This window comes from Thainema salinarum CENA647, assembly GCF_057732415.1.
Window position 1 is genome coordinate 123595 of sequence record NZ_JBYJZJ010000015.1, and the last position, 11899, is coordinate 135493.

Sequence of the window (11899 nt, forward strand, 5' to 3'; positions counted from 1 at the left end):
GACCCACAGAGATTAAAACAGAGAGAACATCTTATGACATAAGATGAAACCACAATTCATCGATGTCTAAAAAGTTAGAAAGTGCAGTAACATATACAATCAACTAAATAAGATTTTCACCAGCCGATGCTTAACAAGCAAAATCATCAATAGCAGTTACAAGCCATTCAGCTTAATCTGTGCATATGCAAAACTGTAACTATTTCTGAAGCACTGATCCCATAAGCTCTTTCCAATAAATAGCTATGGTTTTTCGCTAAAATAACATTCACTATGGCAAGAATATTTCAGCCTAGACATTAGGCAGGCGGCAAAGTCATCCTACCCAAACGTTTATATTTAATGGCAATTAGCAATTGCTGACTGCATCAAAAACTCAAGGTCAAGCTCGGCTCAACCTAACGTTTCCCTGCTTGGCCAGCATGCAGGGATTTGCCTACTTATAAAGATAAAACCGAAAAGTGGAAAACTCGTGGATACCTTGAGCCTCTACTAAAACCAGTTAGTTGCTTAGCTATTCCAACCTAGTATCTCTTGCAGTTTTTCAGCCAAATCAACGGGCTTAAATGGTTTAGTGATAACTCCCTTGGCCCCTAAATCTATCATGTGTTGTTGATCAGATAACCGTGTTTTTGCAGTTAGAAAAACGACTGGAATATTTTGAGTATCAGGATTAGCCTGGAGTTGTTGAAGAAGCATCAAGCCATTAGTTCCTGGCATCAAAACATCCAGCAAAATAGCATCTGGCTGCTGGGCTGCTGCAAGGACTAATCCCTCTTGACTAGACGCAGCAACAAGGACATCAAACTTGGCCACAATTTCTAAGCTGACCTTGACCATTTCTCGAATATCGATTTCATCGTCAATTACTAAAACTTGTTTTGCCACCAATTTTGCCTAGCTTTTTACATAACTACTGCTGGATTTTGAAGCAAATGAATGCGCTGCCATCGCTTCGTTAATCGCTCAGATAATTCAGCTGGAGCGATTGGTTTTGCAATATAATCATCACCGCCTACAGCAAAGGCATGATCCAGCATCTCGCGATCAGTCTGAGCTGTTAAAAACAATATTGGCAACCAATTCCACTGAAGATTATGGCGAACTGATTGGCAAAGCTCAATGCCATCAACCGGATCCATATTAATATCTAAAATGAGGAAGTTGGGCTTGACAGTATTTAAGGTACTCCAAAATTGGGTTGGATCATCTAACCCAACGACTTGAAAACCCTGTGGCTCCAAAATTAGTTTCAAGGTTTCTAGGATCTGAGTATCATCATCTACCGCTAAGACTTTAGCTTTCGTCCGACAACTACTTTGGAGAAAGTTGCTAATTGTTTGAATAACTTGAGATGGAGCAATTGATTTTTGCAAAAATAAGCAACCGCTCGCTTTGATAGTGGCAACGCGATCGCAGGTTTCCGCTTGATCAGAAAATAGGACAACTGGAACCTGGGGTGCTTGTTGCCTTATCTTCCGTATCGACGTTTCTGCTCCAGTTGCCGTTATACAGTCTGGATCAACCAGGATAATATCCGGTGGCGTCGCTTGAATGGCGGCTTCTGCCGTGTCAAGGTTAATCGCGATCGCAGTCCGAAAGCTACGTTTTGTTGCCTCAGATGCAAGCGTCTCGGCCAAATTGCGATCGCTATCGACAATCAGCAGGAAGGGCCAATCGGAAGCTACTGATACAGAATCAACAGGATCGGTCACTGGTTGAGCCGAAACAGAACCAGCGTGTTTAGTATTGCCTGCGTTTGCGTTGAAAGTCGTGCTACTTGAGGTGACACTCGACAACAGGCTGAAACTGTCCGGTCGAATAACTCCAGCGCAAAGATCGGTAACGAGCGGTTCAATGTGTTGATACAGATTTCGCTGCAGATGTTTAGCGAGTAACTGCGGCTTTGCGTGAGATCTTGTTACATCCTGCTCTGTTATGTCTTGCAGCAGTTCATTCTGTGAATGCTCCGAGCAGTGTAACTGATCTGCTGCCTGCAACTGATGCTCAATCTCTCTCGCTAGACGTGATCCATCTTCAAAACCAAAGGTGCCCAGCGAACCAGCGAGCTTATGAGCCGCTTGTACGGCTAGGCTGAGAGTATTGTGATCCAAACGGTTATCCTGCAACGATTGCACTATCTGCTTAAGCACATCAAGCCGCTGAAAGCTCATCTCCTTAGTCCGTTCCCAAATTTCCAGAGCAGATTGTGCAAGCATCGCTTCTTTCTCTGAAGGAGTAGAGTCAACTATTGTTTCTATTTCGGATTGATCTACTTCAGGTTGGTCTATTTCAGACTCTAAATATTTAGGATTAATACGATATCCCTGCCCATACATCGTTTCAACTAGATCATCTGCACCCACAGCTTTTAGTTTTCGGCGAATATTTTTAATGTGAGATTTGATGGTATCTTCGCCCGGTGGATCTTCACCAATCGACCAAAGACGATCGATAATCATATTTCGACTAAAAACATGCTTCTGATTACGCAAAAACAGCTCTAGGAGCAAATATTCTTTACGGCTAAACGGCATGATTTGATCGCTATACGTAATTTGCCGCTTACTTGGATCTAAACACAAATTTCCGCACGTCAATAAGGGCGAACTCGTCGTGTTTCCTCGCCGCAATAAGGCCCGAATGCGAGCCGTTAGCTCTTGAATATTGAACGGCTTGATTACGTAATCATCTGCTCCACTGTCCAACCCTAAAACCCTGTCATCTGCAGCATCGCGTGCAGTAAGCAGCAGTACGGGAGACTGGTTACCCATATCCCGTAGTTGACGGCAAAAGCTAATTCCATCTAATTTAGGTAAACCAATATCTAATAGGATTAAGTCATAGGGGCTCAGGCTGGCCATCTCCCAGCCTATTGCTCCGTCGAGGGCAACATCTAAAACATAGTTTTGCTGGCTCAAGGATACCGTGAGCAGTTCAACAATACTTTTATCATCTTCTACTAAAAGAATTTTCATGGAATACCTTCTACTCCATTATTTGGAGGTTAGTCGAGAAAGGTGGAAAACTTGAGTACGGAGAAAATATGTCGGACAGGTAAGGGAACCGCAGGTTCGTTAGGCAGCTAAACGCCAGTTGAATCATTGTAATGCTCATCAGTGATGCTCACTAGTCGTGGCTCGGCGGGATCATGCAAACTGCGATCGCACATGTAAATCAAGCTGTAGAGGCAGAGTGAACGTTTTGCTCACTCCGCCTCCCACAAATCTTTATGGATCAACATATAGCTCTACTAAACAGCTAGTGAACTGAGTTGATTATGAACAGGCCGCCCTAGGGGGGTGACCTGTTCATAATCAACTTAAGATTGCTGTAGTTTATATGTATCTACACTCATTCTGGACTCAAACATCGCTCTTGGGATTTTCAGCTAACGTGATGCCAGATCCAGATACAAAATCGGCTGAAACGATGCGATTTTTAATTAAGAAATCTAACATTTATGACATCTCTCTCAAAAGAAAGATGCTCAGTATTAATCCTTCAAGGAAGCTAGTTTTATTACACCGTTCCAAATAATCAAAACCTGCTCTCCTAGCTGTTATTTGCCAAGCCACTTATCTTGCTTAGTGTCGAGTTGCCCAAAAGCAGCATTACTTTTTGTAAAAGGCTTGTGCTATAAGCCTTTTACAAAAAGTAATTAAATTTTCGATCGCTAACTTGATACGAAAGAAGTGCTAGACGCAATATCAGAATCTAGTGCTGGGCTTTTTCTTTACTTCAAAAATCTTGAACAGTAAAAGGAGCTATTAAAGCAGGTAGGGAGAAAAAATGCCTACTTTTTCACTAATTTTTATCGCTGTTTTAGGCATAGCGTTACTTCTTTTTCTAGTAATTTATGCCCGAAATGAAATACCTCGCCGCAAGCGGACGGGGTATCAGAATCAAAAAAGAGCAAGTTGATTATCCCGATGCAATTTGAGGTAATCTTTGCCTTGGGCTTGAACATATTTGGCGATCATTCCTTCATCCCCGTGGCGGCCTACTGTACTCGCAAAATATCCATCACTCCAAAACTCGCCTCCCCAAAGTTTCTGCTTCACTTGAGGGCATCGTTTGAAGACTTCTCGTGCAGTTAAACTTTTCAGCATCGTTACCAGTTTGGTCACACTATAGGTCGGCACGGACTGCACTAGAAAATGGACATGGTCTTTGTCCACTCCAATTTCGACAAACTTCACCTCGTAGCGTTTCTCGATTTCGAGGCAGACCTCTCGCAGAACCGCATCTACTTGCTCATCAAACACAACCCGTCGATACTTTGCTGGAAACACTAAGTGGTATAGCAAAACTGTTACGTTATGACTCTTGTGGATGTACTCACTCATTCTTAGATCTTACGCCGCAGAGCGGCGGGGAATGGACCCCAAGAGATTCAAGCTTTTGTTGCGCTACTCATTGCCAGCCTATTTGTCGCCGTGATTGGCGGCATTCCACCTTCAGAAATTGCTGGAGTCATTCAAGAAGGTATGGGAGGAACGCTAGGCTACATCGCCATTATCATCGGCTTAGGAGCCATATTTGGTGAGATGTTACAGATTTCCGGTGGTGCAGAAATTATCTCAAATACACTGCTGAAGAAAGCAGGAGAAGATAAAGCTCCTTGGGCTTTAAGTTTTACTGGGTTGATTGTAGCAATCCCAGTTTTTTTCGATGTAGCCCTCATCTTATTTATCCCGCTGGTTTATAACATGGCACGTCGTACAGGGCGTTCCCTTCTATATTACGGAATTCCATTAGTAGCGGGTATTGCGGTAGCTCATAGCTTTATCCCGCCGACACCTGGCCCCGTTGCCGTAGCGGGATTGTTAGGAGCTGATTTAGGTTGGGTTATCTTGTTTGGCCTGATCTCTGGCATTCCAGCCACGATTATCGGTGGCATCATTTTCGGTAAATATATCGCTAAGCAAATTCATATTGAAGCGCCAGGCGATAATGTGGTTGAGGAAGCACCAGTTGAGGCTGTCACCGCTGATCATTCGGCCAAAGCTCCCTTAACCTTTGGGATGGTGATCACTATTCTGGCGGTACCTTTGGTATTGATTTTGTTGAATACCGTCTCTGAAGTTGTTTTGCCAGAAGACAGCTTTTTACGCAGTTGGATTGCTCTAATTGGACATCCATTTACCGCATTGATCATTGCATCGTTACTCGCATTTTATTTTTTGGGTATTCGCCAAGGCTACTCTCGACGCAACATCATGAAAATTGCCAGCCGCTCATTTGAACCCGTGGGTTTAATTATCCTAGTCACGGGTGCAGGTGGCGTTTTTGGCCGCGTTCTGGTCGAAACGGGCATCGGCGATGCCTTAGCCAACGTGATGTCAGCCTCTAACCTACCGATTATTCTACTCGCGTTCCTCATTGCTACACTGGTGCGAGTCAGCCAAGGATCAGCAACTGTATCGATGGTGACAGCCGCAGGCCTAATGGCTCCAGCCATTGAGCTAGGCAATTATTCAGCACCCATGACTGCCGCCATCACAATTGCGATCGCATGTGGCGCGACTGTTCTCTCACATGTCAACGACTCAGGTTTTTGGCTAGTCGGCAAGTTTTTTGATATGTCGGAGGCACAAACGCTGCGCTCCTGGACGGTAATGGAAACGATCGTGGGGGGCGTTGGCTTTCTCATTGTGCTGATCTTGAGTTTCTTTTTGTAAGTTCTTCCCCATCATCATGACTAAACTGGAATACATTATCGGCATTGACATTGGCACAACCAGCACCAAGGTTGTTCTGTTCAGCTCCAGTGGGGAAATGATCGACCAGCATGCGATTGGTTATCCGCTGCTGTCGCCCCAGCCGGAGGTGCAAGAGCAGGAGCCTGAGGTGATCTATCAAGCCGTTGTTCGCAGCATTCAGCTTGTTATCCAGAAAAATCCAACATGTGTGTCAACCCTGATTGGTCTGTCTTTCAGCACGGCTATGCACAGCCTGATCGCCGTTGATCGCCAAGGTCAAGCCTTAACTCGCAGCATCACCTGGGCCGATCGCCGCAGCGTTCCTTGGGTCAGCAAGATTCGGCAAATGTGTGATGCCCATGCACTCTATACCCGCACGGGGACACCCATTCATCCCATGTCGCCGCTCCTGAAGCTAATGTGGCTGCGCCATGACCAGCCAGAGCTATTTCAACAGGCGGCCAAATTCATTTCCATCAAGGAGTACGTAATCTACCGTTGGTTTGGAGAATACGTTGTGGACTACTCGATCGCTAATGCGACGGGAATGTTCAATATGCAGGAACTGGACTGGGATCAAGAAGCTCTTGCTTTGGCAGAGATTACGCCAGCACGGCTGTCGCGGTTAGTGCCTACTACTCACGCCCTCACTGGCATGAAACCGGAAGCAGCAAAGTTTATGGGACTGCCCGTAGATATCCCTGTGGTACTGGGCGCAAGCGATGGAGTGCTGGCTAATTTAGGCGTGGGTGCAATCACGGCGGATGTCGTGGCGATTACAGTAGGCACTAGCGGCGCAGTGCGAGCGGTTCTGGATCGACCTAAAACCGATACCAAAGAACGACTGTTTTGCTACGCTCTCACTGAAAATCACTGGGTTATTGGTGGCGCAATCAACAACGGTGGCATTATTCTACGTTGGATACGCGATAATCTCGCTGATGCAGAAGTTGATACCGCGAAGCTGCTCAAAACTGATCCCTATGATATTTTGACTGCAATCGCAGAAACGGTGCCCGCCGGATCAGAAGGATTGATCTTCCATCCCTACTTGGCCGGAGAGCGATCGCCGCTTTGGGATGCCAACGCCCGAGGCAGTTTCTTCGGACTCGCCTTGCACCATACCAAAGCGCATCTGATTCGCGCCGTTCTAGAAGGGATTGTTTATAACCTCTATGTGGTTTTAGCGGCATTACAGGATGTGGTTGGCACAGCCACCAGCATTCAGGCCACAGGCGGATTTGCTCGGTCTACGCTATGGCGACAAATGCTGGCCGATGTGTTCAATCGAGCGGTCACCATTCCCGAAACCTACGAAAGCTCTTGCTTTGGAGCAGCAGTTTTAGGTCTTTATGCCCTGGGTCGAATCCCCAACCTGGAGCGTGTAACTGACATGATCGGTGAAACATATCGCCATCGCCCCAATCCTGAAAATGTGAAGCGATACCAAAAAGTTCTACCGCTGTACATTCAGCTATTAGAAAGCTTTGTCCCACTCTATGGCGCAATTGCTCAAGCACAAACCACTGTTCACGACAAGTCTACTGATGATTGTCAACCGATCAATCATCTGGAACCTGTTTAGTTGATGTCAGTTTTAGGACTGAGGACTGAGGACTGAGTGCTGAGAAGCAATTAATAGTAAAAAATAGTAGACTTTACCGAAAATTGTTTTGTAGCGCGGCGGAGCCGCGCTACAAAACAATTTTCAACCCCAAAAACTCACATCTTGCACCCTGCACTTTGAGAACCCAGAAGGGTTATTTTGCCGCCGCAATGCGGCGGCAAAATAACCCTTCTGGGTTTTGGTGCAAGATGTGAGAAAAACCTTATTTCCAACAAAGTCTAGTAAAAGTCGTGATGTTACGCATCTGGTAAAGGCGAATGGTCATTCGTACGTACGTGAGGTTACTTGTGTGGCAACAGTAGACCCTTAGCCAGAGGATACAGCGAATCAAACGCTTTAGTCTGAGGGTCAGAGTAGATCCTTTAGAGTAGATCCTTTGAAGCAGGAGCGTCTGCTATGCCACAAACTGCAACCGCTACAAACCTTCGCCAGTCGGATTGGGTTGAAAACTATCGTCAGAAACATCCTGCTGCCGAACGCTGGGCAGTTGGTTATGGACAGATCAGCCACAGCTTAGAAACTCAAGCCCGTGTCTTTTCGCTAGCTGAACAGATTGCTGTGGGGGGTGTGGCTTCTGAAGATGGCGATCGAGAAGGACTGACCCGCACGGAGTTCTTCGAACTGCTCTATGCATTAGATCGAGTTGCCAGCGCTGGGATGTGGCTGGTGGTGCATGAGGTCTACACTCGCAACGTGTATCTGGATGGGCGCGATCTGAAACCGGAAGACTTTAAGGAGAAGCCAGAGGGACACACGGGCGGCTCATTAAACATGGTGCCTGCCTACAGCGGGTACTTGGCAGCAAATGCGATCGCACGTCAGACTCGCTCTTGGATCATGGGGCAAGGGCATTGTGTGGCGGCAATTGATTCGCTGAATCTGCTGGTGGACAACATGCTGCCTGCCCATGCGGAGCGCTATTCGCTGACGGATGAAGGGCTGACTCGCTACGTGCGCGATTTTTACTCCTATAAGCTGACGGACGAGGGTAAACAGGATTCACCCTTGGGGAGTCACGTCAATCCTCACACAGCAGGCGGTATGGCCGAGGGTGGCTATCTGGGTTTTGTACAGTTGGAGTATATGCACATGCCACTGCCGGGTGAAACGCTGGTCACGTTTCTCAGCGACGGGGCGTTTGAAGAGCAGCGGGGCAGCGACTGGGCACCGCGCTGGTGGCGCAGTAAAGACTCTGGCGCAATTTTGCCGATCATGATCAACAACGGTCGTCGAATTGACCAGCGCAGCACGATGGCCCAGAAGGGCGGCACAGATTGGCTGGTGCGTCATCTTCAGCTCAACAGCTTCGATCCAATCGTGATTGACGGCACCGATCCGGCAGCGTTTGTTTGGCTAATCTTCGAAATGGAGCAGCGACTGGCAGCGGCAGGACAAGCCGTAGAAGCGGAAGAAGATCGCTATCCGGTACCGCTGCCTTACGGAATTGCTGTCGCCCAGAAGGGTGCAGGCTTTGTCAATGCGGGCACCAACCCAGCCCACGACTTGCCGCTGGATGTCAGCCCCCGCAAGGATATCGAGATGGCGGCTAAGTTCAACCAGTGGACGCGTCGGCTGTGGGTACCCAAGGCTGAGCTACAGGACGCCGTTGATCGGCTAACGACCCATGAATCCGACAATCGCCCGCAGGAAAAAGATCATCCTCTCGTCAATCGGCAGGCGGATCTGAAGGAAATCCCGACGGTGGAGTTTCAACCCGTTCCAGAGGATCGCTGCGATCGCAACTCCTGGAGCTACCTGAAGCCAATGGCGGCAGTGGATGACACGTTGGTGGCGGTTCTAGATGCCAATCCCCATCTGCGGCCTCGGGTGGGCAATCCTGACGAAATGATGTCCAATCGGCTGAAGAAGACCTTGAACTACCTAAAGTTCCGCGTCACTGACCCAGAGGAAGGCGTACCGGAAGAGGTTTACGGGAAGGTCGTGACGGCGCTGAATGAAGAAGCGATCGCAGCGGCGGCACTGGGCAACAAAGCTGGCATTAATCTAATGGCTACCTACGAAGCCTTTGGCGCAAAGATGCACGGCATTATGCGGCAGGAAATTATCTTTGCCAAACATCAAAAGCAAATGGGGCAGGAGCGCAACTGGCTATCGGTGCCGCTGGTACTCACCTCCCACACTTGGGAAAATGGCAAGAACGAGCAGTCCCACCAAGATACAGTAATGGCGGAGGCCATGCTGAATGAAGCCTCTGATGTGTCGCGAGTCATGTTTGCGGCGGATTACAACACCACAGCTACGCTAATGCAGCAGGTCTACCAGACTCACGGTCAGTTTTGGACAATGGTGGTGTCCAAGCGAGACAAAATTGCTAATTTATTCACGCCAGAGGATGCCCAGCGCCTCTACCAACAGGGAGCCTTGAGGCTAGACTGGGTAGGCCATCGACCGATGGAGCAGCAGGTGGTACTAACGGCGATTGGCTCGTATCAACTGCATGAGGTGCTGAAGGCTTCTGCGCGACTGACCGCGCGGGACATTCCTCACACGGTGGTCTACATGCTAGAGCCAGGGCGTTTCCGCTCTCCCCGTGATGCGGGCGAGATTGCCCATGCAGCTTCGGCGCAACTGGTGGCGGATTTGTATCCCCAGTCTGTCCCCAATCGCGTCTTTTTGACTCATACTCGGCCCGAACCGATGATTGGTACACTGCACCTGCTGTTCAAAGGGCCAGAACGCTCAGCTACCCTGGGCTACCTGAATCAAGGTGGTACCCTCGATCATCTAGGGATGCTGTACATTAACCGCTCAACCTGGGCACATGTACTGGCCGAAACTGCTCGCGTGCTAGAGCTTCCGAGTGAAAAGCTACTTACGACGGAAGAATTGGAGGCTCTCGCTGGAAAACGCAATCCCGAAGGCGTTATTGTATAGCCATTTGGTAGTCCTAGATCAATGAGCGAACTAGATAACGTACTGCTAATCGGGGCCACGGGTGGCACAGGCTATCGGGCGATTCAAGGTTTCCTGGATCAGGGAGTGGCCAATCTGCGAGTGATGACGCGGAAGGTGGACAAATTTAGAGCTGCGATCGCACAACTGGATCAACTGGGGATCAAGCTAGTCGAGGCGGATCTAGACGATCTTGCATCTCTGGAAGCAGCGTTTGCTGATGTCAGCCATATCTACTGTCACGCCACCGCTGGTGACTATACACAGGCTGATCCGGTCGAGGTTGAGCGTGCTGAACGAGTGGCACAGGCAGCGCTGCGCTGCTCGATTCGGCATTTGGTCTATAACTCGTCTGGTGGTGTAGATCGCGATTCTGGTATTCGTCACATTGAGCAGAAATATCAGGTGGAGCAGATCTTTCGGCAAGCGGGGTTGCCAACAACTATGCTGCGCTCCTGCTTGTTTATGGAGGAGTTTTGGAAAAAATACACGCGACCCAGCATTTTGCAGGGAAAGTTTCGATTTTCAGTCCAATCTAATCGCCCGCTGCATTTGGTATCTGTCAAAGATGTCGGACGAGTTGCAGCTTACGTTATGCAGCATAGTGACAACTATATTGGACAGGCCATTGAGTTAGCAAGCGATGTTTTAACGCCACAGCAAATGGCTATCGTTTTCTCTCAAGTACAAGGACAAAGGGTTAAGCACCAAGAACTTCCGGCCTGGCTTTTCTTACTTCTCGGTCGTAAGACATTATTTGATTTAATTCAGTGGTATCGCAAGGCCGGATATCAAGCAGATGTAGAAAAGCTTCGGTCAGAATTTCCAGGATTGCTATCTTCTTTTGAAATGTTTCTGCGGGAAACCCACTGGGATAATCCGGCACTATCGTATGAGGATTTATGTCGAATTGATCGTTGAAAATTGTTGTTATACTAATTCGCCAAATTGCAACTACACGTAATCTCGGTAGACAAGGGGCTTAAGCCCCTTGTTCTGTAGTCCGATTTTGAAGAAACGATACTAGATTGTTGCGATCTCAGCATCAAAATTGTGTGAATTGGTGCGTTACGGCTTCGCCTAACACACCCTACAAATTATCCCAATTTAGCTACCACGGCTGTTGGATTTCGCGTTGCTCAACCCAACCTACGGAACTTTATCAGATTATTTTCCGCCTTGTTTAGTGGGTGGAGAATTGTCGGTGTTTGCACCCGCTCCCAATTGATGTAATGCCGCCAAAACATCGCTAAGTAGACCGCCTGCATCACCTCCCATATTTTCATCGGCTGCCACCTGAAGCTCTCGGGCATCATACTCCCAGCGCTGTAGAATCTCGATCTTTTGCTCCCGCGTTAGGTCTGAAGCGTTAGTCACCTCTGCCGGAGTTTCAAATACGCTACTGGGATCGAGCAGGGCTTTTTCAATATTAATTGAGGGATTCATGACGTGTTTTTATTAGCTATAGATATTTTGGAGCTGTAAGGCGTGTTGGGCGAAGCCGTAACGCACCGCACTACTTTGATATGCTTCAATGCGCTGCACTAGCGTCAACACATCCATGTAAGTTGATTGGCTACCAAATTAGTTTAGATTCAAACAGCTTGAAGCTAGCGATATTGTTCAGCAAAAGCTTCTATCTAAGGCCAGAGAT

The 11899-nt window shown here is 47.9% G+C and carries 8 protein-coding genes; 4 read left to right on the forward strand and 4 right to left on the reverse strand.

Going from position 1 to position 11899, the window contains the following annotated elements:
• Window positions 1-510: 510 nt before the first annotated feature.
• The 3 genes from AC286M_RS02390 to tnpA form a co-directional block, all read right to left on the reverse strand.
• The gene (locus tag AC286M_RS02390; protein ID WP_488202859.1) at window positions 511-888 is read right to left on the reverse strand and encodes a response regulator; all 378 of its coding nucleotides are present in this window, start codon (window positions 886-888) and stop codon (window positions 511-513) included.
• Between the two features lie 17 nt (window positions 889-905).
• On the reverse strand, window positions 906-2978 hold the full coding sequence (locus AC286M_RS02395) for a response regulator (RefSeq protein WP_488202860.1): 2073 nt from the start codon (window positions 2976-2978) through the stop codon (window positions 906-908).
• Between the two features lie 927 nt (window positions 2979-3905).
• Complete coding sequence (tnpA, locus tag AC286M_RS02400) at window positions 3906-4349, reverse strand: IS200/IS605 family transposase (RefSeq protein WP_488202591.1); 444 nt, start codon at window positions 4347-4349, stop codon at window positions 3906-3908.
• Between the two features lie 45 nt (window positions 4350-4394).
• On the opposite strand from tnpA, the gene AC286M_RS02405 reads away from it, so the two are divergent.
• From AC286M_RS02405 to AC286M_RS02420, 4 genes are all read left to right on the forward strand, one after another.
• Entirely contained in the window at window positions 4395-5684 is a 1290-nt protein-coding gene (locus tag AC286M_RS02405) for a GntT/GntP/DsdX family permease (RefSeq protein ID WP_488203603.1), read from the forward strand.
• A gap of 16 nt (window positions 5685-5700) precedes the next feature.
• Window positions 5701-7290, forward strand: coding sequence for a gluconokinase (gene gntK, locus AC286M_RS02410; RefSeq protein WP_488202861.1), 1590 nt, complete (start codon window positions 5701-5703; stop codon window positions 7288-7290).
• A 438-nt stretch (window positions 7291-7728) separates the two neighbouring features.
• Window positions 7729-10227 (forward strand): phosphoketolase family protein, encoded by a 2499-nt coding sequence (locus AC286M_RS02415; RefSeq protein WP_488202862.1) that lies wholly within the window; start codon window positions 7729-7731, stop codon window positions 10225-10227.
• 21 nt (window positions 10228-10248) lie between these two features.
• Window positions 10249-11166 carry an NmrA family NAD(P)-binding protein gene (locus tag AC286M_RS02420; RefSeq protein ID WP_488202863.1) on the forward strand — a complete coding sequence of 306 codons (918 nt, stop codon included), beginning with the start codon at window positions 10249-10251 and terminating at the stop codon, window positions 11164-11166.
• 246 nt (window positions 11167-11412) lie between these two features.
• On the opposite strand, the gene AC286M_RS02425 is transcribed toward AC286M_RS02420, so the two are convergent.
• A complete protein-coding gene (locus AC286M_RS02425; protein ID WP_488202864.1) occupies window positions 11413-11691 on the reverse strand; it encodes a hypothetical protein in 279 nt (92 codons plus the stop codon).
• Window positions 11692-11899: the final 208 nt, after the last annotated feature.

Excerpts from the sequence above, each read along its gene's own strand:
- AC286M_RS02420 (WP_488202863.1), top strand. The coding sequence starts at position 10,249 with ATGAGCGAACTAGATAACGTACTGCTAATCGGGGCCACGGGTGGCACA.
- gntK (WP_488202861.1), top strand. The coding sequence starts at position 5,701 with ATGACTAAACTGGAATACATTATCGGCATTGACATTGGCACAACCAGC.
- tnpA (WP_488202591.1), bottom strand. The coding sequence starts at position 4,349 with ATGAGTGAGTACATCCACAAGAGTCATAACGTAACAGTTTTGCTATAC.
- AC286M_RS02415 (WP_488202862.1), top strand. The coding sequence starts at position 7,729 with ATGCCACAAACTGCAACCGCTACAAACCTTCGCCAGTCGGATTGGGTT.
- AC286M_RS02425 (WP_488202864.1), bottom strand. The coding sequence starts at position 11,691 with ATGAATCCCTCAATTAATATTGAAAAAGCCCTGCTCGATCCCAGTAGC.
- AC286M_RS02395 (WP_488202860.1), bottom strand. The coding sequence starts at position 2,978 with ATGAAAATTCTTTTAGTAGAAGATGATAAAAGTATTGTTGAACTGCTC.